The sequence below is a fragment of the Methanotorris igneus Kol 5 genome (assembly GCF_000214415.1).
GTDB lineage: Archaea > AGJL01 > Methanococci > Methanococcales > Methanococcaceae > Methanotorris > Methanotorris igneus.
This window is the reverse complement of record NC_015562.1, coordinates 1,786,623-1,806,335: the sequence shown is the minus strand read 5'-3', so window position 1 is coordinate 1,806,335 and position 19,713 is coordinate 1,786,623. Positions and strand designations below refer to the sequence as shown.

Here is a 19,713-nt window from a genome sequence, read left to right as displayed (position 1 = left end):
AGGGATTTTGATGAAGGACAAATTCGGGAGAGAAATTAGGTCTTTAAGAATATCCGTTACACAAAAATGCAATTTAAAATGTTTTTATTGCCATAAAGAGGGACGTAAAGAGAATACTAATAGATCTATGCTCCCCGAAGAGATTGGAAAAATTGTTAAGACATCTTTAGATTTTGGTGTGAAAAAAATAAAAATATCTGGTGGGGAGCCGTTATTGAGAAAAGATATAACTGAGATATTAAAAAACATCAGAGATAAAAGAATAAAAGACACCTCCATGACAACAAATGGCATTCTTTTGGAAGAATATGCTGAAAAACTGAAAGATAATGGATTAGATAGGGTTAATGTAAGTTTGGACACTCTTAACAACGAGTTATACAAAAAAATTACAAAATATGGGGATGTAGAAAAGGTTAAGAGGGGAATTGAGAAGGCAATTGACGTTGGATTGACGCCTTTAAAGATAAATTATTTAGCGATGGACATAAACATCGACCATTTAAAAGATATTATGGAATACTGTAGGGAGATCGGTGCAATACTTCAGATAATTGAATTCATTCCAACAAATAAAAATTTAAATAAACATCATGTGGATATAACCCCAATAGAAAATAAAATTAAAGAAAAAGCAGACAAGATCATCACAAGAAAATTCATGCAAAACAGAAAAAAATATGTCCTCGATGGGTTGGAAATTGAATTTGTTAGGCCCATGGATAATACAGAATTCTGTAGCCACTGCACAAGGATAAGATTGACACATGATGGATTTTTAAAACCCTGCTTGCTGAGAGATGATAATTTAGTTGATGTTTTAACTCCTTTAAGGAAGGGAGAAGACATAAGAAGGTGTTTTGTTGAATGTATAAATAGAAGAGAGCCGTATTTTAAGGGTAAAGATGCCAAATAAACTTGTTTAGATGAAACCTTCTTAAAGATTTTGGAATGAGTTAAAAACTACTAATTTTGATTTTGTTTTAGTTTTAATATGTAGTTAAATATCTTTTCAACTTCTTTTGCAGATTTTGAATTTAAATCAACTGGTTTCCCAAGAAAATCACTCTTTAAAACTTCTTCATCATAAGGAATAAAGCCAATAACTGGCAAACCCACTTCTCTTTCAATGAGGTTTTTAATCAGTTCTTTATCTTCAATATTTCTTATTTTATTAACAATAACTGCCAAGTTATTTACTCCAATATCATTTGCAAGTTTCTTTATCCTCTTTGCTGTTAAAAGGGATTTTTTTGATGGTTCAATAACCACTATCATTAAATCAACATTTTCAGTAGTTTTCCTACCTAAATGCTCTATTCCTGCCTCCATGTCTAATATAACTACTTCATCCCTCTTTAAAATTAAATGTTGCAACAGCCTCCTCAACAAAACTGAAGCAGGACAAACACAACCACTGCCTCCCTTCTCTACTGTCCCCATAACCAGCAAGTAAATATTTCCTTTTTTATATGCAAATTTATCAACAATATCATCCACTTTTGGGTTTAATTTAAATACTGCTCCATAACTGTTTGGTTTAGCCCCAGTTCTCTCCTCAATCAAATCGTTCATTTTGGAGATTGGAGTTATCTCTTCATCTATTCCTAAAGCACATGCTAATGTTGTATTTGGGTCTGCATCAACCGCTATAACTTTATAACCACTTTTTTCAAATAATCTTGCTAAAACTGATGAAATGAACGTTTTTCCTACCCCACCTTTACCTGTTATTGCAATTTTCATGATTATCACAACTTTTAAATAATTAGTTTTGTTTAAGTATTTCTTTAATCTCTTTCATTTCTTCTTTTAATCTATTTAAAGATTCTGTGAGCAGTTCAGTTTGTTTGTCTATTTTTTCAGTTAGATTTTCTAATATCTTTGTTTGATTGTTTAAAATTTCTGTTTGCTTATCCATTTTGACATTTAGTTTTTCCAATATCTCTGTCTGTCTATCCACTTTGGTATTTAGTTTTTCTAAAATTTCGGTTTGTTTGTCAATTTTAACATTTAATTTTTCTAAAGAACCAAAGATTAATTTAATGTATTTGACACCTTCATCTAACTTTTTATTTAACTCCAACAAATCATCTGCTGAAATCCTATTAATCTCTTCTGGGAATTCGATAAAGGTGTTTAATTCTTTTTCTTCAATCTTTTCAATTTTTATTAAGTTATCAACTTCCTCAAGTTCTTTTATCAACTCTTTAAAAAGTTTCTTTTTTCTTTCCGAATCAAAATTGACCAAAATCCTTACAGTCCCATCTTTGTAATTATAGATAATTCCGTCAATCCCTAAAATTTTCCCTATATTTTCGATTTTATCCCTAAAACCCACGTGTTGAACTTTACCATAAATAATTAATTCATAAGTGGTTGACATAATGTTCCCAATTAAAGTTTTTTCTCAATTTTTTCTAATGTATTGTTTATTTGTTTTAACATTTCTACCATTTCTAATTGCGTATTTTTTATCTCAAATAAAACATCAAGTTTTTTGTTGATGTTCTTTAACTCTCCAAAAATTAATTTGATATATCTAACCCCTTCATCTAACTTTTTATTTAACTCAGTTAAATCATCAGCAGAGATTCTATTAATGCCCTCTGGGAATTCAATGTATGTTTTTAGCTCTCTCTCTTCAATTTTTTCAATAGTTATAAGTTTATCCTTTTTTTCTAACAGTTTTATATTCTTTTTAAACATTTCCTTAATTTCCTCATCATCAAAATTTACTAAAATTCTTACTGTTCCATCTTTGTGGTTGTAGATAACCCCATCGATTCCCAATGCATGCCCTAAATTCTCAATCCTATCCCTAAAACCCACGTGTTGAACTTTACCATAAATGATTAATTCGTATGTGGATGTCATCATTCCACCATACCATTTTTGTATTTAAATTTATACCAAATTGTTTTTATAATTTTTTAATATTATTTTCAAATATTCAAATTTATCAAAATAACTTTTTCATCCTCTAAAAAAGTTGCAAATTTTTGCAACCTTTTTATTTTAAATTTGACCAATTTAAATCCAACAAATCAAAAAAATAATCTGAAATAAATATTTTCATTGTGTGAAACTATTGTTACAACTGTTTCAGATGGTAAGATTTATATACCACTAGTGTAGTATGTATTATCGTCAATACCTAAAACCTAAAAACAAAAACCAATAGGTGATAAAGTATGGCTATGTCATTAAAGAAAATTGGTGCTATTGCAGTTGGAGGGGCAATGGTTGCATCAGCATTAGCAAGCGGTGTAATGGCAGCAACCACAATAGGAGATGTTGCAGGATTTATGAAAAATGCTGTTAAAGACGGACAACCAAACGTAGAAATTGTAGTTGGTTCAGGAGCTGCAACAATGGACGTTGTCTCAGCAGCAGACATTGCAGCAAAAATAGGTTCAATGTGCTACAAAACAGGAGCTGTTGAAGATGGAAAAGCTGTAATAAATGCAAAAGTTTCACAAGAAACTGAAACATACGATTTAGTTAATGGATCTAATGTAATATTGGCAACACCTGACAAAGATAATGCATTAAGTAAAGTGGATGGAGAAACCGTAAATCCTAATTTTAAAAAAGAATTAAATGTATTGATGAAAATTAAAAATGCAATGCCAGAAGAATACTATGGATACAAAGATTATGATGCTGTAGAAGAAATATATGCCAATGTAACTGCAAACTTAACAACAAATGAAACCAGTATACCAAAAGGAAAACTCGCATACTTATCTGTATTAACTGACGATAATGGTAATAGTTTAAAAGTATTAAAACCAGGAGTTAGGTTGCCATTCTTAGGTTCAGAAAAAGTATATGTAAAATATGATGACAAAAAAATAATATTAGGAGATCTTGCATATTCAGGAATTATTTCCGAAGGAGAATCTGTTGCTATTGGTGACGGTTACGAAGTAAAAGTTGCAGCAATGTATAGTTCAACCCCACTTGAAGCAGAGATACAAATATTAAAAGATGGTAAGGTAATTAAAGAAGATAGGTTAAAGTTAAACGAATCAAACCCTGATGATTTAATAACCGACGACAATAAAGTTGCAGTTTTAGGATTCAAAGGTTTAAAGAATATTGGTGAAACAAAAGGATATGCAGAAGTTATTGTTGTGAAAGATTTAATGGAATTGGAAGCTGGAGAAGAGTATATGGACAAGTGGGAAATTAGATGGGTTAAAAATGATAGTACATTCCAAAAAGGAGATGTAGATGATACAGTTGCAGGTATTGCATTAGTATATACAAACGATGACGGTGTAAAATCCGATGTATTGGAAGATAAAGATGATACATTTGACATTAAACCATACCCAGGATTATACTTGAAAAGAACAACAGCAAAAGAGGAAAACCCAGAACTTAGAATAGGCGCAGAACTCTCAAAAGAAGAAGAGTTATCTGTTGGACAAAGTGTATCAATATTCAATGCAGATATTAAATTAAAAGACATAAAAGCAGATGCACAGCAAGCAGTTCCAGTAACAGCACCAATCGCAAAATTAGATACAGAAGTATCATTAGACACAGCAGAGAAAAACTTAATCTTAGTTGGAGGTCCAGTTGCAAACAAATTAACAAAAGAGTTAGTAGATATGGGTAAAGTAAACATTACCAATGACAGTCCAGCAACATTGCAAGTTGTTGAAGGCGTTGCAAACGGACACGATGTTTTAGTTGTAGCAGGTGGAGACAGAAACAAGACAAGAGAAGCTGCTTTAGAGTTAATCAAAGAATTCTAATTCCCTAAACATTTTTTCTTTTTTTTATTTAGAAATCTTAATCCATAAATTTATATATAAAAATTTAAAAAGGTGGTTTTAAGTGGAATTTTTTAACAGAGAGAAAAAAATAAAAGAAATTTTAAACATTTTAGAAAGTGAACCAAATTTCATCTATTTTATTTTTGGCCCAATAAATTCTGGAAAAACTACATTAATAAACCACATTATAACAAAAAAATTAGATAAAAGATATATTCCATTTTATATAAATTTTAGGAGGAGAGCTATTATTAATGTTGATAATTTTATTGAGTGTCTTTTTGAAGTTGATGAAAAATCAAAAATAGAAGATTTTAGGGAATATGCTAAATCTTTGTCTGATTTATTATCAAAGAGTTCAGAGACAGTCACAAATTACTATTTAGGAATGCCGAAAAATTTTTTTGAGAAGAAAGAAAAATCGGGGGACATTTACCAATATATTGAATATTTATTTGCAGAGCTAAATAAAAAAGGAAAAATACCAATCTTAATTTTTGATGAACTCCAAATGATTAAGGAATTAACCTTAAATGGAAAGAGACCTTTGTTAAAAAGTTTGTTTCAGTTTTTAGTTTCCTTAACAAAAGAACAACATCTATGCCATGTATTTTGTTTAACTTCTGATTCTTTATTTGCTGAATATGTTTATAATACTGGAGAATTGGGAGGGAGAGCAAAATATTTATTAGTGGATGATTTTGATAAAGAAACCGCCTTAAAATTTATGGATTTTTTGTCAGAAGATATTTTAAAAAGAAAATTAACAAAAGAAGAAAAAGAACTAATCTATTCTTATGTTGGGGGAAAACCAGTTGATATAATCTATGTCATCGAAAATTTAAAACATAAAACCCTAAACAATATATTAAATGAAATGTTAAATGGTGAAATATCTAAATTATCCTACTTTTTAGAAGAAATAGAAGAAAATGACAAGGAAGTTCATAATTTTTTAATAAATGCTCTAAAATTATTTAAAGATAACTACATAATAGACGACAGAAAGATAAAGAAAAATGTTAGAGAGTTATTGATTACAAAGAACATTTTATTTTTAAATCCAACAAATAGAACTATAAAACCCCAATCATTTTTAACATGGAATGCTATTAAAAAAGTAATTGAATGAAATTAATGAAATTATAGTTGTTTGCGTTATAAAATTGTTAAAAACCTAATAAAATTTAAGGTATTGTGCTTATTTAAAAATTAATTTGGCAAAACTGAAAGTTTGCCAAAAATCCTTTTTATTGTGGTTGAATGCAGAGAATTCCGCAGACGACTATAAAAGATTTAAACCAAAAATCATATTAGTTTGAAATGCAATAAATTTTAGTGCAAAAGCATTATAAACATTTAGTTAATTTGGTGGGATAAAAATGAAGCGATATCATAAATTTATTGCTGTTGGTGTTTGTTCGTTATTGTTGTTTACTGTTTATTTCTACAGAGACCCTGAAAGAACAATCCCAAATGAAAAAGGCATCATCGTCTCTCCAGCAGATGGCACTGTATTGTATATAAAATCATACAACGGCGTTCCAGAGGTTTATAAGGATGGGAACTCATACATTTTAAAGGATATTCAAAAATACTATCCAAACGGCTCTTATGTAATTGGAATTTTCATGTCGCCTTTTGACGTGCATGTGAACAGAGCACCAATAAGTGGAAAGGTTGTTTATGTTAAGCACTTTGATGGAGCGTTATACCCCGCATTTGGCGAAGGAGTTATAACCAAAAATGAAAGGAACATCATAATAATAAAAAACAATAATACATACATCGGTGTTGTCCAAATTGCGGGAACGATGGCAAGGAGAACTGTCTGCAATGTTAAAGAAGGGGATTATGTGCAAATAGGGGAGAGAATAGGAATGATAAAACTTGGTTCACAAACAGCAGTGATAATCCCAAAAACCTACAACATAACGGTTAAAAAAGGAGATAAGGTCTATGCAGGAGAGAGTATAATAGCAAGACAAAACTAAAAATAAATTTATAAAAACAAAAAATTACGTGTAATTTTCATAAATCTATTTTTACCTTTTTAATTTCTTAATTCATTGTTATCCTAATTTTATTTTTTCTTTTCAAATCAACAAAATTTTTAGGGATAAGTATGAATCATCAGAACAAAAAAGAGATAATCAACGAGTTACACAAAAAAATAAAAGAAATAAGGAGAGATCTAAATTTAGAGGATGTGCCTCTTGAAATCGTTGATGTTGAAGTTAAAAAAGAAAATGGTAAAACATCCCTCATTATTTACACACTAACCCGTTCTGATAAGTCAACAATCATAGGCCCAGGTGGGTGGGTGGTTGGTAAGTTAAGAGAGGAGTTAAAAGATAGATTTGACAGCATAACGGTTGAGGATTATACAGATGTTCTTGTTTATAAAAAGAGATTAGAGGAAAGGTTAAGATTTTTTGAAAACAACAACTTGGAATTTTTAAAGGATGTTGTACATTATTTAATAAAAAATGAAATCCCATTAAAAAAAGAAAAAGTGATGGTTTTAGTTCAGTGCAAACATGATTTGGCTATTTTGGACATATTAAATAAAGTTTATGATGTCCATGCCATAACGTATGATGGTGGTGGTGTTGTATTGCCACCAAAAACAAAGCAAAAAATTGAAGAATTCATAAAATCTAAGAATATAAAACATGAATACATAAAAGAAAAACTTAGCAGAGAAAAGACTCTAAATCTAATAGACAACTATCCATGTGGATTTATAAAAGATATCATCAAAGAAAAGGCAAAACTCTGTAATATAAAGTATGTTTTCTTAACATGCCTTGACGGAGATTATAAAATAGAAGACGACATTTATTTCATCAATTTTTTGAAAATGTTCCCAATAAGGTTAAAAAAGGACAACTATCTTGATTTCTGCCCATTACTGATACAATCTTACAAATCAAAAAATTCTAACAAAATAAAAATAATTGATGAGATTGTATCTGATGTTTATAATGGATTAAAAGAGCCCACAGAAGCTACAGAGGAGATATTGAAAGTTGTTAGGGGATAGTATGATATTCTTGTATGAATTTGCAGTTGGAGGAGGTGCCATAGAGGGAATACCAAAGGACATACTATGCGAAGGAAAAGCAATGTTCGACACTTTACTAAACCAATTTTTGGAATTTGATGATGTAATTACATTAATCGATGGGAGATTTTATGAAGATTATAAAAAAAAGAGAAATCTTCACATTAACACTATAAAAGAAGGCGATGATTTGACAGAAAAGATTGAGGATATTTTAAAGTTATCAGACATGGCTTTGATTATTGCTCCAGAGGATGATGGCATACTATACAATTTAACAAAAATTGTTGAAGATAGTGGAGTTTTAAATTTGGGTTCTTCAAGTGATGCCATAAAAATAGCAGGGGACAAATATCTAACTTACAAATCAATAAAAGACGTTGTAAACACCCCAAAAACAATGCCATTGAAAAAGTATGTTATCAAAAAAATAGACGGTTGTGGAGGAGAGCATTTTATCTATGATGAAAATTACATTGTCCAGGAGTTTGTGGAAGGAGAACCCTATTCCGTCAGTTTAATAGTTGGGGATGAAATATATCCACTCTCGTTAAATAAACAATATATAAACGCCAATGGATACTGTGGTGGAGAAATCAACATATCCCATCCATTAAAAGAGGAGATATTTAGGGAGTGCATAAAAGCAGTTGAGCAGATTGATGGGCTAAAAGGTTATATTGGAGTTGATGTGATTGTTGGGGATGAGATATATATTATCGAAATAAATCCAAGGATAACAACATCAATTTATGGACTAAAAACAAACCCATCTCTCGCTAAATTGTTGGTGGATAATGCTCTTGGAAAAGAATTAAAATTTAAAGTAGAAGAGGGAAGAAAATTTATTAAAAAAGATGGAAAGATGTCTTTTATCTAAAGAATAAATAAAAGAAAAATAAAACAAAAAAGCAACTAATTTATCCTCTTGGTTCTTTTGCCTTAGGTCTTAAACCTTTGTAACCGCATTTTCTGCATTTTGTTGCTTTCCATGGATTTCTTGCGTTACATCTCATGCAGATTTTTTTCATGAATATTCTTTTTACTGCTTCTTCGAATGCCATACAATCACCTTAATTATGCTTTAAATTATTTTTTTATTATAAAAATTTGGATAAATATTCATTTTGAATGTCAACGATTTCTTTGGAATTTTTAGCATTGGCATATCTTTCAAGTAATTCTTCGTTAATCTTTATAAATGTTTCTGCCCATTTGAAACCATTTAATAAAGAGAGGGCATCATTTTTATAGTTTGCGATGTATAAGGTGGCAACGAATGCCTCAAGTGTTGAAAGTTGGCATGGTTTTCCATAGTTTATTGGGTTCGCAGCAATTAAAAAAGGCAAAGACCTTTGATTTTTTGTGCTAACTTTTTTAAATATTTTTTCTGCTTCTTTCCATGAGCAATCCAATGCAGTCACTCCATATTTTTCAATAATTGGCCTATCTTCCACAGAAACAGATTTTTCAGCGTAGGGATTTAATAGTATAGAGTTTTTTGGTATTTTGTAGGGGTTTTTTAGTATTATTGCCTTCCCTAACTTGCCCATTTTTAATGCTGTACATTTTTTGGGGTTGCATTGGTTTGCATGGTAGATGTAGAGTTTCACCATAACACCACGTTATAAATAAAATTAAATAGGTAGCTCGAATGATATTTTATTAAAGATTTATTTAAAATTTACTGTTGGTGAGGTTATGAAAGCAGGATATGTTTTAAGTGGGGAGCATAAAGAACTACCTTATGGTGAATTAAAGGCATTATTTGAAATTTTTAATTGTAAGGGTAGAGTAGAGAGATTCGATAGGTATGTTGTTGCTGATGGAGATGAAGAGTTAATAAGAAAAATTGTTAAGAGAGGAGGTTACATAAACGAGGGACATTTATGCCTTTTTGAGTATGATATTGGAGAATTTAATGAAGATAACATAGAAAACTTTGTAAAGGAATTTGAAAATTTTGCAAACAACAACGAATTACCAATAGACGAAAAAGATACTTTTGCAGTGAGGGTTTTGAAGTTGTATAAAACTGATGCCATAAATTCCATGGACATAGAGAGGAAAATTGGACACATTATAAAAACCAAAACTAACGCAAAGGTAAACTTGAGTAAGCCAGATAAGCTCGTTAGGGTTGTTATTTTAGATGGGAAGATCTTTGTGGGCATATTAATTGAGCAGAGAGATAGAGAATACTTCCAAAAAAATAGACCACATTTAAGAAAATACTTCCATCCGGGTTGTATATTACCTAAATTAGCAAGGGCAATGGTAAATTTGGCGAGAGTTAAGGAAAATGATATTGTTTTGGATCCATTTTGTGGGACTGGTGGATTTTTAATTGAAGCAGGTTTGATGGGTTGTAGGTTGATAGGGAGTGATATAGATTGGAGAATGGCTTCAGGAACCCTAATAAATCTTGAATCCTACAATTTGACAGATAAAGTAATTGCTGTGGAAAAATGGGACGCAAAGGATGTAAAAAAGTTTTTGGAAAAATTGGGGATAGATGAGGTTGATGCGATAATAACAGACCCTCCTTATGGTATCTCAACATCAAGAAAGGGGGATGTTGAAAATTACCTAAAGGAATTCAAAGACATACTTAAAGAAGGGGGTTATTTAGTTTTTGCAGCACCAAGGAAAATAGACATTGATATGGATTTGAGGGAGATTTATGATGTCTATGTCCACAGCCAATTGACAAGGTACATCCACGTCTATAGAAAATAAATAGAATAACTAAATTAGCAGATTATTCAACTATTCCGCACACTGACAAAAAGGTATTAAAATAATATATAAGGTAAAAATAATTGTTTCCCTAATGGGAAAACAATCAGATATTCTTTATTCAATTTAGATTGACTTAATAAATTCCAATATAGTCGTTCTACAATTAGATGATAGTTAACATAACTCTAATTTAAATTAAAATTTTGTTAAATTACCTAAAATTTAAAATTTGAGATTATGGACAGTGCCATAATTTGTAGAACGACTATAATTTCACAAACAACTATAAATTAACATAAAATTTTATGGTGGAACTCATGAAAATCATTATCGTTGGTGGAGGGACTTCGGGGCTTCTGTCTGCTTTGGCATTGGAGAAGGAAGGGCATGATGTTGTTGTTTTAGAAAAGGATGAAATTGGGGGGTTATGTAGGAGTGAGAAGATAAATGGCTATACAATGGACATTGGAGTGCATGCAATTACAATGCTAAACAATGGGCCATTAATAAGGCTTTTGAATAAATACGCGAGGTTTATACCAAATTTCAAAGAATATGGGGATTACTACGTTAGGGAGAATAACGAGTTATATAAAATCCCAGTATCTATGCAGGAGTGGATGACAACTCCTCTAATTCCACATAAAGACAAAATACTAATCACAACAAAAATTATGGATTTAATGACCACTGGTTTTACAAAAGATACTTCTGTTTATGATGTTGTTAGTGAAATGGGGTTGAGTGATGTTTCTATAAAGTTTTTTGATACGATTTGTTATTTTTTGAGTGGGGAGGATATGAAAAACACTCCGTTGTGGAGGTTATTTACTGGGGCTGGTTACATACCAGAGGACGATATATTACCATTTATCTATAATGATTTGAAGATAAATCCAATGAAATCAATATTAGTTAGAAAATTTAGCCCAGAAAAAATAAAAAAGATCTTATCTGATGGATTTTTAACAACAATAAAGAATAGTTCAAAAAAATACTTAAACAAATTCGTTAATAGGAGCAGATATTGGACGCAGGGTTACCCTGTTGGTGGTGTTCAATCTATATGTGATTGTATTTTATACTCATTAAACAACACAACAATCAAAAATGAAGAAGTCATTAGCATTGAAGAAGAAAAAAATGGTTATGTTGTAGGGACAAAGGAAGATAACTACTATGCTGATGTCGTTATCTATTCTGCCCCCTCAAGATACCTTCCAGATATTGCAAAGATTGATGAGATTCAAAAATTAAAGGACAAGTTGAGAAACATAAAATTCACAAAATCCTTAACAATTTGGATTGGGCATGATGAGAATCCATTTTCATATCTCGGCTCTGAGGTGTGGATAAACCCACCTTGTTGGGCCACATGTGTAACAAATTATGATAAGTTCCTTGCTCCAAAGGGAAAACATTTAATGGGCTTTTCATTTGTAAATATGAAAAAGGAACATGCATTATCTGCAATTGAAAATAAATTAGGTATTGATGTTGATAAAGTGGATATGATACATGTTCAAAAAGCCATTCCTGAGCAGGCATCATGTTGTATAGGGCAGTTCTTCGTATATCCAAAAATAAAAGATAATTTCTATGTCGTTGGAACTGATGCAGACCCAAGGAGTATGGGGATCACAAGAGCTGCATATTCTGTTGAGGTTATGTTATCAGAGTTTAAATGTGTTTTTAAAAATAGAAATTGATATCACTTAGAAAAATTTTTTGCACCATATCCTACTAAAAATTTTTATTTTTTAATTTTATTTGTTTTTTGGAGTTATTTTTTAATTTTAAGAGTAAATAGCCGTTCAAAACTGTTTAGTTTTTTGTGAGTATTTGTGAGTATATATATGTTTATGAGTTTTCGATATATTTATATAGGACTTTATAAAGATAAGAATATAGATGGGTGGAGCTTGGGGTCATCTCGGAGCGAAGCGACGAGAACTTAAAAACCGTTAGGTTTTTATGTCCACGATAGGGGCAGAGACACTCTTGTGTGGCTGATGACGCCCAAGTCCAATATGGGTATTTACTCACCAATACTCACATTGGACAGACCCCAGTCGTAAATCTTTTATGTTTTAAGATAGTTTTATAAATTTGGATTTATCAATTTATTGGGGTTTTGACTATTTAAGGCTTTAAAATTATTTTTATTAATTCTTCCTCACAATTTTTGTTTATTTTTTGATTTATCAAAAAAATAAAACTTAAATAATTACAGCATTAAAATCAATCCATTGTAGGGAAATTAAACTTAATCATTTTCCAAATTGGGTGATACATATTTCTATACAATTCCCTTGCAAAATTTAAGAACCCTATGAATCCTGTAAATGGATAATCATCCTGTGGGAATGAAACAAAAGGAATTCCTACCTTTAATGATAAGTATTTTTCTTTCGTTCCCCCAACAAATATATCAGGCTTTTTATTTTCCATAAGGAGTTGTAAGTCAATATTTGATGCATCATCAATTAGAACTGTATTCTCATCAACATTCATGTATGCCTCTAAGTAATCCTCCAAACTTCCAAACTGAGAACCGACAACAACAACCTCCATGCCCATATCTCTAAATGCACCAGAAAGCATTCCTATTTTTGAACCGCCCATGAATATACCAACCCTTTTTCCTTCAAGTTTTTCTAAGTAAAAGTTTAATTCATCCTTTATTTTGTTGTATTCCTCATTTATCAATCGCACTACTTCATCTTCAATACCAAAAAACTTTCCAATATCTAATAAGGATTTTTGTGTGTTTGTTATACCAAAGAACGAAACCTTCAATTGTGGGATGCCATATTTTTCTTCCATATAATCAGCAATGTATTTTCCAGTAGCTCTGCAATGAACCAAGTTTAATTCTGCCTTTTTTGAGTTGATTATACTTTTAACATTACAATCTCCAGTAAATGTGCAGATAACCCTTATGCCTAACTTGTTCAATAGGTTTTTTATTGCCTTTAAATCATCTGCAACATCAAATTCTCCAATAATATTTACTGTAAATTTGCTATTATCATCATCTTTTTTATTATCTATATTATTCTCATAGTCCAAATCTATCAATCTAAATAATGCTTTCATGCCAATTTCATGTCCTTTTGATTGATGATATCCGCAAAATCCTGGGCAATAAACAGGAATTACTGGAATCTTTAATATTTCTTCTGCCTTTTTGCATATTCCTTCAACATCATCTCCATTTAATGCTGTTGGGCATGTTACATACACAAATACTGCATCTCCTTTAAGTTCCCTTGCAGCTTCTATTATTGTGTTGAACAATTTCTTTTCCCCACCGTATATAATATCAACTTCACTGGCATCAGAGGACACTGTCAAATAATTCTTTTTTCTTACGTATGCACCATAATAAGCACATCCAACAGGACCATGAACCACATGGATGGTATTTTTTATTGGTGCCAAAACCCATCTTGCTCCATAATATACACAACTTCTTTGTGTTATTACTCCAGGTGTAGTTCTGGTGCTACATTTTGGCAAACCATCTTTTTTTAGAGTTATTTTAAAAGGCGTTATTTTAAAATTTTCAATTTGTGATTCACTTATCATAATTACACCACAATCTTGTTATTTTATTATTTTATGGTATCTTTTATTGTGTCTATCAGCCCCATAAAATCATTGAAACCTTCTTTTGGCGGATGTAGGATATACAATGAACCATTCTTGTAAACTCTAACTCCCAGTGGTTTTCCATCTTTTGTAGAGAATAAAACCTCGTAATTCCATGTGTCATAATCAGAAATTAAACTCAATGAATCTACTAAGCCCAATTTTCCGTCTTCATCAACTATGTTGTATATGTGACTATACTCTTCAATCAAATCAACGTAGGGTTTGAATTTTTCGTCTTTAATTTCAATCTCATTTCCTTCCTCAACTTTAACCGTGAATTCATCTCTTGTTAAATGTTTCATTAAATAATGCTCAATTATTCTTCCTTTTGATATATTTTTAAAGTAAGGATCAATAACAACGACGTTGGTTTTATTTTCAAGGCATTCTTTTATCTTCAAATCTTTTAGGATTGTAATGACGCTTGCCTGATTGGCTGAGTAGGATGTTAAGTTTTTAAAGAACAATGGTAAGTAAATCACGGCCAAGTCATACTTTGCAATATCTATGGCATTAAAAGGTAGAAACATGCAATCTTCAACATTATAAGAATCGATCCCCTCCAATTCTTTGCCTAAAAATAATATCCTCATTTTCTCACCATAAAGTAGGTTTTATAAAATAATATTTAAAATTACTATATAAACTTTTCGGTAAACGGAAGGTTATTTCCTACTAAAAATTATAAAACTAAATATGCAAATTAAATGAAATATAATAAAAAATAAGTTTTTGATCGTTAATTTAATTTATGAATGGTTTTGAATATATTTTTGGGCAACTTCTCTGTTTAATCTCCTCAACACTGTTGTAATCATCATTTTTAATTCTCTTGTTGTTATTTCGTCATGTATTCTATTCTCTATCCTATTTATAACTTCTTCAACTAACTCTTCATTGGCTCCTGCATTTCTTAAAGATTCTTTTACTATTTCAAAATCAAATTTCTCCTTACTGCCATCACTCTTTGTTATATAAACCTTAGCCAATACCTCATCCATTTTATTCACCAAGATAAACTGCATGAGAGTTAAGTGCTCTTAACTTACTTAACTTTTCTTTAATGGCTGAGATAACATCTAACAATTTATGTTTTAATTCCAAAGGTTCAAATTCATACTCAAAATTGTAGGAGTTATAGACCATGATTCTATCTCCAAATTTGACATCTTTTGTTATGGGAAGGGGAATTTCTGATATATTTCCATTTATCTCTATAAGTGGGATTTTATATCCATTTTTATATACAAATCCTCTAAAAATTCCAATATTTCCTTGACACATCGCAAACACCTCATAAAGTATAGTTGTTTGCCTTACTTCTCCATTAAATTATAAGGGATAATTAACCTTTATTTGGAATTTTATAGTTGATTTATTGTTCTTTTAAAAAAATTGGCAAACAACTATAATTATAGCTAAAAGATTATACCCAATCGATGCCATATTTTCTATAGGTTTCTTTTATTGTTGCTATAATGTCTTCTGGAACTCCATATTTTTTGAGCGTCTCTAAGTTTGTAATTTCTTCTGGGTCCCTAAATCCAGGACAGCCGACTTCACCCTCCATGTATTTTGCTACCAAAGCTGGAATGTTTTTTACATTTACTGCCTCAATCATTATATCGTTTTCTGAGGGCTCTTTGGATTTTTTTATGTAAAAAACTATGCAATGGAATTTTTTATCTTTGACTGGGTTTCCCCTTTCATCATACATTTTGTATTCCACATGCATGGTCTCCCTCCAATTCTGGATGGGAGCTAAAAAGAATAAAGATAGAAATAGAATTATTGCTGTTTTTGATCCCATGGGACTTGTGTGTCTAATATTGTATTGACTATCTCATCAAAGAACCTCAAACTTCCCATGTATCCAACTATTGGCCATCTGAAGTAACCAACCCTATCATAAATTGGGAAGCCCATTCTTACCAATCCAATACCCATATCTTCTGCTATTTTCACCCCACCTCTTGGGTGTCCAATTAATAAATCAACACCTTTTGCTTTCACTGATTTTTCAAAGTCCCACAAGTCAGAGTATTGAACTTCAATGTCCACATTGTGTTCATTTGCTATTTCTTCCATTGATTTCTTGTATGTTTTGGATGGAGTTTGAGTATTAACAACAACTGGTTTCATTCCAATTTCACAGCAGAATCTTGAAACTGCTATAACAAAGTCAGGGTCTCCAAAGATACCAACTTTTTTGTCCATTGTGTAGTGAATTGTATCTACAATAGCATCAACTAATTTACCTCTTTCATCTAACAACTTGTCTGGAATTTCTAATCCAGTAACTCTTGCAATGTTTATTATGAAATCATCAGTATTTTTCAACCCTATTGGTAATCCATAAAATGCAGGAACCTTAAATCTTCTTTGTAAATAAAGGGCTCCTGCTCCTCCAGCATGCCTACACAATGCAAATGTTGCCTTAGCATTTGCAGCATCGACAAATTCTTCAACTTTTGTTCCACCTTTTGGATAGTATGGGATCTCCTTGATGGGTTCTCTTAATGGTTGGTATAATGTTTCACTAATATCAAATAATATTGAGTAATCTTCACCTTCTTTTAAACCAAACATGTCTAATATTCTTTTTATTTCTAATATATCTCCGGGGTTAACTCCAAATCCTGGAATAATGTTTATTTTGTGAGGTTCTTTTTCCTCATCTTTTTTAGCCAAATATTCCATGAATGCCTTTGAAGCATTATCGTAACCTTTAACATGGCTTGCCTGATAGGATGGACAATGGACTGGGATTATTGGAAGTTGTGCTTTTTCTTCTCCAAGTTCTTTTGCAATCTTTTTCCTTGCTGCTCTAATAAATGCCTCAACGTCATCTCCAATGGTTTCTGATGAACATGTTGTTACAACAGATATCAAATCAGGATCGTATCTTGCTACTAAATTCCTTAAACCCTCAACTAAATTGTTCATACCTCCATAAACCGCAGCATCTTCGTGGAAAGAAGCGACTGCAATTGAAACAGGTTCCCTAAAGTGTCTGTTGAATGTATACCTAACATAAGTACAGCACCCCTGAGAACCTTGCACGAATGGGATACCTCTATGGACTCCAAGTGTTGCCCACATTGCACCAATTGGCTGACAAGTTTTATTTGGGTTTATCGTTCCTGCTCTCTGCTTTTCAACATAGCATATTCCCATAATACCACCTAATTTTAAATTATGAATAAATTTATAATGCAGAAAGATAATTTGAGTTAAATTGTTTAATTATTCACATCATCTTCTTTTTTCTTTTTAAATTCCTCAAATTTTGCTTCTTCTTCTTTTAAGACATTCCAAATTGGGTGGCATACTGCCTTGTAAATGTCTCTTGCAAAGTTGACGAATCCTTTGAATCCAGCGTATGGTCCTTGTTCGTAGCTGTGAGAGTTAATTGTTGGAATCCCATATTTTCTGAATAAGTATCTTTCTTTTAAACCAGTTAACATGAAGTCAGGTTTGTATTTTTCAACAGCTTCTTCTAATTCAAGTTCATTTGGTCCATCAATAACAAGTGTCCCTTTAAGTCCTGCTTTTTTGAGATTTTTGTTTAATTTTTCATAGTCATCTTCGTGAGCAAATGTACAGCAGGCAACTACAACATCAACTCCAAGCTCTTTAAACATTCTAACCCAATGCCATGTTCTTGGACCTCCAACATAAACTAAACATTTTTTACCCTCTAATTTTGATCTATAGAAATCTATTTTTGGTTTAATTGCTTCTACTTCTTCTTTTATTACTTCTTCAACCTTTTCTTTATCAATCCCCAATACTTCAGCAGTTTTTCTTAATGCTTCCGCTGTTTGTTCAATACCAAACAATGAGACCCAAATTTTCGGTATATTAAACCCATCTTCAATCATTTCTGCAATATAGTTTGCAGACCTCTGACAGTGGACAACATTCAACTTAACATCTGGCAATTTGAATAAGTCATCCAATGAAGCATTTCCAGTAAATACTGTCACAACCCTACAACCAATTTTCTCAAATAATGGAATTATTGTTTTTAAATCCCAATCCATATTGTAGTCTCCAATTAAAGCAATATCATAAGGCGTTTTTTCTTCTTCTTTCAAACATTTTTCAGGATATCTTTCCCTTGCCTTTTTTAACCACCTGTAAAACTCAGTATTGAATATATGGTGCCCTTTTGACTGTGAACATCCAGCGAATCCTGGGGAGTTACATGCAAACACTGGTTTACCAATTTTTTCTTCTACTTTTCTTGCTACTGCCTCAAGGTTGTCTCCAATCAAGGCGGTAGGACATGTTGCGTAGATAAATATCCCCTTTGCTTCTGGGAACTCCTCAGCCGCCTCTAAACATGCTTTTTCTAATTTCTTTTCCCCACCATAAACAATATCAGATTCTTGCATGTCTGTTGAGAAACAGTATCTTCTATGGAATTCATTGTCTGATAAGTTTCTTCTTGTTCCCCAGGTGTAGAAAGCGCATCCTATTGGCCCATGAACCATATGGATAACATCTTTGACAGGCCCCCCAACGACCCCTCTTGCTCCAGCAAATGAACAACCTCTTTCAGTCATATCTCCTGGAACTGTCTTAATATTACATGCTGGGATTATCTCCTCTTCTGGATCGTAGATATAAGTATGTTTCATTCTTTCTGGTATTGGCTTATCACAATCAAGTAATACAAATGGCATTATACCACCTTATCTTGCATATTTTTAGTTTCCTATAGCAGCATTTCCAGTTTCTCCAGTTCTAATTCTTATGGCCTCTTCTACTGGAAGGACAAATATCTTTCCATCGCCATGATTTCCAGTTCTATTGACTTTCATTATTATTCCAACGACTAATGGGACATCTGCATCTTCTACGACAATAGAAATCATTCTTTTTGGGATGTATTTTATGTATCTTCCTTCTTTTTCCCCTTCCTCAATAACTTTCTGTAAATCAACACAACACTCTGGCAAATTTACATCAATGTAGCCCTTCTGTTTTCCTCTTCCAAAACACTCAATAACAGTCATTGCAGGAAACCCAACGGCTTCAAGTGCTTTTCCTGTCTTAGAGACCATTTTTGGTCTTATAATGGCTACAACTTCTTTCATTATACCACCAAAATGTCTTTAGAGGCCTTTCTCTCCAGTTCTGATTGTATATGCTTCCTCTATTGGCTGGATGAAGACTTTTCCATCTCCAAAGTTCCCTGTATAGGCATTAGTTTTTATGATTTCAACAACTTCATCCACTTCATCATCGTTGACTCCGATTAAAAGCATAGTTTTTGGCAATTCATCATAAAAAATCTCTCCAACTTTTAATCCTCCTTGTTTACCTCTACCAACGACATCAATTTTTGTGAATGATGGATAGCCTGCTTTTTCTAAAGCCTCAACTATATCATCAACTTTTTCCGGTCTAACAATGGCTTTTATTAATTTCATGAATTTCACCTCAAAG

At 31.7% G+C, this 19,713-nt stretch carries 22 protein-coding genes; 8 read left to right on the top strand and 14 right to left on the bottom strand.

Annotation, left to right across the window (positions count from 1 at the left end):
- Positions 1–10 precede the first annotated feature (10 nt).
- Complete coding sequence (gene moaA, locus METIG_RS08845; RefSeq protein ID WP_013799879.1) at positions 11–916, top strand: GTP 3',8-cyclase MoaA; 906 nt, start codon at positions 11–13, stop codon at positions 914–916.
- 50 nt (positions 917–966) lie between these two features.
- Here moaA and METIG_RS08840 read toward each other — a convergent pair whose 3' ends face one another.
- Genes METIG_RS08840 through METIG_RS08830 form a run of 3 tightly spaced genes read right to left on the bottom strand, consistent with a single transcriptional unit; the run spans position 967 to position 2,877 of the window.
- Positions 967–1,746 (bottom strand): ATP-binding protein, encoded by a 780-nt coding sequence (locus tag METIG_RS08840; protein ID WP_013799878.1) that lies wholly within the window; start codon positions 1,744–1,746, stop codon positions 967–969.
- Positions 1,747–1,768: 22 nt separating this feature from the next.
- Positions 1,769–2,386 (bottom strand): acylphosphatase, encoded by a 618-nt coding sequence (locus METIG_RS08835; protein WP_013799877.1) that lies wholly within the window; start codon positions 2,384–2,386, stop codon positions 1,769–1,771.
- Between the two features lie 11 nt (positions 2,387–2,397).
- Entirely contained in the window at positions 2,398–2,877 is a 480-nt protein-coding gene (locus tag METIG_RS08830) for an acylphosphatase (RefSeq protein WP_013799876.1), read from the bottom strand.
- A 317-nt stretch (positions 2,878–3,194) separates the two neighbouring features.
- On the opposite strand from METIG_RS08830, the gene METIG_RS08825 reads away from it, so the two are divergent.
- The 5 genes from METIG_RS08825 (at position 3,195) to mfnD (ending at position 8,737) form a co-directional block, all read left to right on the top strand.
- On the top strand, positions 3,195–4,769 hold the full coding sequence (locus METIG_RS08825) for an S-layer protein (protein WP_013799875.1): 1,575 nt from the start codon (positions 3,195–3,197) through the stop codon (positions 4,767–4,769).
- Between the two features lie 82 nt (positions 4,770–4,851).
- Positions 4,852–5,922, top strand: a complete 1,071-nt coding sequence (locus METIG_RS08820; protein ID WP_013799874.1) for an ATP-binding protein — start codon at positions 4,852–4,854, stop codon at positions 5,920–5,922.
- Positions 5,923–6,172: 250 nt separating this feature from the next.
- Entirely contained in the window at positions 6,173–6,784 is a 612-nt protein-coding gene (locus tag METIG_RS08815; protein ID WP_013799873.1) for an archaetidylserine decarboxylase, read from the top strand.
- A 131-nt stretch (positions 6,785–6,915) separates the two neighbouring features.
- Positions 6,916–7,836, top strand: a complete 921-nt coding sequence (locus METIG_RS08810) for a hypothetical protein (RefSeq protein WP_013799872.1) — start codon at positions 6,916–6,918, stop codon at positions 7,834–7,836.
- A 1-nt stretch (position 7,837) separates the two neighbouring features.
- Positions 7,838–8,737 carry a tyramine--L-glutamate ligase gene (gene mfnD / locus METIG_RS08805; RefSeq protein WP_013799871.1) on the top strand — a complete coding sequence of 300 codons (900 nt, stop codon included), beginning with the start codon at positions 7,838–7,840 and terminating at the stop codon, positions 8,735–8,737.
- Positions 8,738–8,777: 40 nt separating this feature from the next.
- On the opposite strand, the gene METIG_RS08800 is transcribed toward mfnD, so the two are convergent.
- Together METIG_RS08800 and METIG_RS08795 are read right to left on the bottom strand one after the other, a co-directional pair.
- The gene (locus tag METIG_RS08800) at positions 8,778–8,921 is read right to left on the bottom strand and encodes a 50S ribosomal protein L40e (RefSeq protein ID WP_013799870.1); all 144 of its coding nucleotides are present in this window, start codon (positions 8,919–8,921) and stop codon (positions 8,778–8,780) included.
- 36 nt (positions 8,922–8,957) lie between these two features.
- Positions 8,958–9,473: a DUF367 family protein gene (locus METIG_RS08795; protein ID WP_013799869.1), complete on the bottom strand. Its 516-nt coding sequence runs from the start codon at positions 9,471–9,473 to the stop codon at positions 8,958–8,960.
- Positions 9,474–9,558: 85 nt separating this feature from the next.
- Between METIG_RS08795 and METIG_RS08790 the strand changes: the two genes are divergently transcribed.
- Both METIG_RS08790 and METIG_RS08785 read left to right on the top strand, forming a co-directional pair.
- Positions 9,559–10,596: a TIGR01177 family methyltransferase gene (locus tag METIG_RS08790; protein ID WP_013799868.1), complete on the top strand. Its 1,038-nt coding sequence runs from the start codon at positions 9,559–9,561 to the stop codon at positions 10,594–10,596.
- A 320-nt stretch (positions 10,597–10,916) separates the two neighbouring features.
- On the top strand, positions 10,917–12,308 hold the full coding sequence (locus METIG_RS08785) for a protoporphyrinogen/coproporphyrinogen oxidase (RefSeq protein WP_013799867.1): 1,392 nt from the start codon (positions 10,917–10,919) through the stop codon (positions 12,306–12,308).
- 532 nt (positions 12,309–12,840) lie between these two features.
- On the opposite strand, the gene METIG_RS08780 is transcribed toward METIG_RS08785, so the two are convergent.
- The 9 genes from METIG_RS08780 to METIG_RS08740 all read right to left on the bottom strand — a co-directional run bounded on the left by METIG_RS08780 (position 12,841) and on the right by METIG_RS08740 (position 19,697).
- Positions 12,841–14,190, bottom strand: coding sequence for a nitrogenase component 1 (locus tag METIG_RS08780; protein ID WP_013799866.1), 1,350 nt, complete (start codon positions 14,188–14,190; stop codon positions 12,841–12,843).
- Between the two features lie 26 nt (positions 14,191–14,216).
- A complete protein-coding gene (locus METIG_RS08775; protein ID WP_013799865.1) occupies positions 14,217–14,849 on the bottom strand; it encodes a hypothetical protein in 633 nt (210 codons plus the stop codon).
- 156 nt (positions 14,850–15,005) lie between these two features.
- Positions 15,006–15,257, bottom strand: coding sequence for an ATP cone domain-containing protein (locus METIG_RS08770; protein WP_048055607.1), 252 nt, complete (start codon positions 15,255–15,257; stop codon positions 15,006–15,008).
- A 1-nt stretch (position 15,258) separates the two neighbouring features.
- Positions 15,259–15,540 (bottom strand): hypothetical protein, encoded by a 282-nt coding sequence (locus METIG_RS08765; protein ID WP_013799863.1) that lies wholly within the window; start codon positions 15,538–15,540, stop codon positions 15,259–15,261.
- 142 nt (positions 15,541–15,682) lie between these two features.
- Entirely contained in the window at positions 15,683–15,991 is a 309-nt protein-coding gene (locus METIG_RS08760) for a hypothetical protein (RefSeq protein ID WP_013799862.1), read from the bottom strand.
- A 53-nt stretch (positions 15,992–16,044) separates the two neighbouring features.
- A complete protein-coding gene (locus METIG_RS08755; protein ID WP_013799861.1) occupies positions 16,045–17,433 on the bottom strand; it encodes a nitrogenase component 1 in 1,389 nt (462 codons plus the stop codon).
- Between the two features lie 65 nt (positions 17,434–17,498).
- Positions 17,499–18,947, bottom strand: coding sequence for a nitrogenase component I subunit alpha (locus tag METIG_RS08750; RefSeq protein WP_013799860.1), 1,449 nt, complete (start codon positions 18,945–18,947; stop codon positions 17,499–17,501).
- Positions 18,948–18,971: 24 nt separating this feature from the next.
- Positions 18,972–19,361 (bottom strand): P-II family nitrogen regulator, encoded by a 390-nt coding sequence (locus METIG_RS08745; protein WP_013799859.1) that lies wholly within the window; start codon positions 19,359–19,361, stop codon positions 18,972–18,974.
- Positions 19,362–19,379: 18 nt separating this feature from the next.
- Positions 19,380–19,697: a P-II family nitrogen regulator gene (locus METIG_RS08740; RefSeq protein WP_013799858.1), complete on the bottom strand. Its 318-nt coding sequence runs from the start codon at positions 19,695–19,697 to the stop codon at positions 19,380–19,382.
- Between the last annotated feature and the right edge of the window lie 16 nt (positions 19,698–19,713).

What these genes read in the sequence shown, in the direction of transcription:
- METIG_RS08745 (WP_013799859.1), bottom strand. Translation starts at nt 19,361, where the DNA reads ATGAAAGAAGTTGTAGCCATTATAAGACCAAAAATGGTCTCTAAGACA.
- METIG_RS08835 (WP_013799877.1), bottom strand. Translation starts at nt 2,386, where the DNA reads ATGTCAACCACTTATGAATTAATTATTTATGGTAAAGTTCAACACGTG.
- METIG_RS08770 (WP_048055607.1), bottom strand. Translation starts at nt 15,257, where the DNA reads ATGGATGAGGTATTGGCTAAGGTTTATATAACAAAGAGTGATGGCAGT.
- METIG_RS08840 (WP_013799878.1), bottom strand. Translation starts at nt 1,746, where the DNA reads ATGAAAATTGCAATAACAGGTAAAGGTGGGGTAGGAAAAACGTTCATT.
- METIG_RS08760 (WP_013799862.1), bottom strand. Translation starts at nt 15,991, where the DNA reads ATGCATGTGGAATACAAAATGTATGATGAAAGGGGAAACCCAGTCAAA.
- moaA (WP_013799879.1), top strand. Translation starts at nt 11, where the DNA reads ATGAAGGACAAATTCGGGAGAGAAATTAGGTCTTTAAGAATATCCGTT.
- METIG_RS08785 (WP_013799867.1), top strand. Translation starts at nt 10,917, where the DNA reads ATGAAAATCATTATCGTTGGTGGAGGGACTTCGGGGCTTCTGTCTGCT.
- METIG_RS08765 (WP_013799863.1), bottom strand. Translation starts at nt 15,540, where the DNA reads ATGTGTCAAGGAAATATTGGAATTTTTAGAGGATTTGTATATAAAAAT.
- METIG_RS08810 (WP_013799872.1), top strand. Translation starts at nt 6,916, where the DNA reads ATGAATCATCAGAACAAAAAAGAGATAATCAACGAGTTACACAAAAAA.
- METIG_RS08800 (WP_013799870.1), bottom strand. Translation starts at nt 8,921, where the DNA reads ATGGCATTCGAAGAAGCAGTAAAAAGAATATTCATGAAAAAAATCTGC.
- METIG_RS08795 (WP_013799869.1), bottom strand. Translation starts at nt 9,473, where the DNA reads ATGGTGAAACTCTACATCTACCATGCAAACCAATGCAACCCCAAAAAA.
- METIG_RS08755 (WP_013799861.1), bottom strand. Translation starts at nt 17,433, where the DNA reads ATGGGAATATGCTATGTTGAAAAGCAGAGAGCAGGAACGATAAACCCA.
- METIG_RS08825 (WP_013799875.1), top strand. Translation starts at nt 3,195, where the DNA reads ATGGCTATGTCATTAAAGAAAATTGGTGCTATTGCAGTTGGAGGGGCA.
- METIG_RS08830 (WP_013799876.1), bottom strand. Translation starts at nt 2,877, where the DNA reads ATGACATCCACATACGAATTAATCATTTATGGTAAAGTTCAACACGTG.
- mfnD (WP_013799871.1), top strand. Translation starts at nt 7,838, where the DNA reads ATGATATTCTTGTATGAATTTGCAGTTGGAGGAGGTGCCATAGAGGGA.
- METIG_RS08790 (WP_013799868.1), top strand. Translation starts at nt 9,559, where the DNA reads ATGAAAGCAGGATATGTTTTAAGTGGGGAGCATAAAGAACTACCTTAT.
- METIG_RS08750 (WP_013799860.1), bottom strand. Translation starts at nt 18,947, where the DNA reads ATGCCATTTGTATTACTTGATTGTGATAAGCCAATACCAGAAAGAATG.
- METIG_RS08780 (WP_013799866.1), bottom strand. Translation starts at nt 14,190, where the DNA reads ATGATAAGTGAATCACAAATTGAAAATTTTAAAATAACGCCTTTTAAA.
- METIG_RS08775 (WP_013799865.1), bottom strand. Translation starts at nt 14,849, where the DNA reads ATGAGGATATTATTTTTAGGCAAAGAATTGGAGGGGATCGATTCTTAT.
- METIG_RS08815 (WP_013799873.1), top strand. Translation starts at nt 6,173, where the DNA reads ATGAAGCGATATCATAAATTTATTGCTGTTGGTGTTTGTTCGTTATTG.
- METIG_RS08740 (WP_013799858.1), bottom strand. Translation starts at nt 19,697, where the DNA reads ATGAAATTAATAAAAGCCATTGTTAGACCGGAAAAAGTTGATGATATA.